Genomic DNA, 549 nt, shown 5'->3' with positions numbered 1-549 from the left:
GGCGTGAAGGACCAGCGCACCCCCATCGCGCGGCCCTCGCGCGCCAAGATTTCTGAACTTCTCTCGGTCGCCTGAACGTCGTCGACGGCGGCAAGGCCAAGTTGACCCAGCACCGGAGTGCCGAAAGCGAAGGAATGACGGCTGCCTTCGAGGTCTGCGCTGATGATGGGCGGGACTTTGCTCTTGGCCACGAGGTCAGAGATGACCCGCCGCTCGAACTCGAGGTCAGCCGTGAAGAAGCGGGTTACGCCGCCCGGCCTGAGTGAAGCAATGCGTTTGAATTCCTCCTCATCCGTCCCGATCATGATCAAGGTGAAGAGTTGGCCGATCTTGTCATCAAGATCGAGCGAGGCATAGGTGTCGTGGAGCCAGGATATCGCAGCGTCGTCGAGGTTGAACGGCGCTTTGCGAAGCTCGTCGTAAATCGTCATAAGTTCCCCCCGTTGATCAACGCTCTGCGGATAGCCCGTGTGAATATGCACGCTATCCCGTCATAAGCCAGTTCGGTGATGTCAGGTTAAGTTCGTCGGGAACATTTTGGATATATCG

General features: G+C 57.9%; 1 pseudogene. It reads right to left on the bottom strand.

The features are described from left to right. A pseudogene (locus AF337_RS18620) lies at positions 1 to 431 on the bottom strand (glycoside hydrolase family 3 protein); the annotation flags it as partial. Between the last annotated feature and the right edge of the window lie 118 nt (positions 432 to 549).

Origin of the sequence: Rhizobium ecuadorense (genome assembly GCF_001187535.1) — a bacterium.
GTDB classification, from domain to species: domain Bacteria; phylum Pseudomonadota; class Alphaproteobacteria; order Rhizobiales; family Rhizobiaceae; genus Rhizobium; species Rhizobium ecuadorense.
Note: the sequence above shows the minus strand (reverse complement) of the source record. Positions and strands in the feature narration are given on the sequence as shown.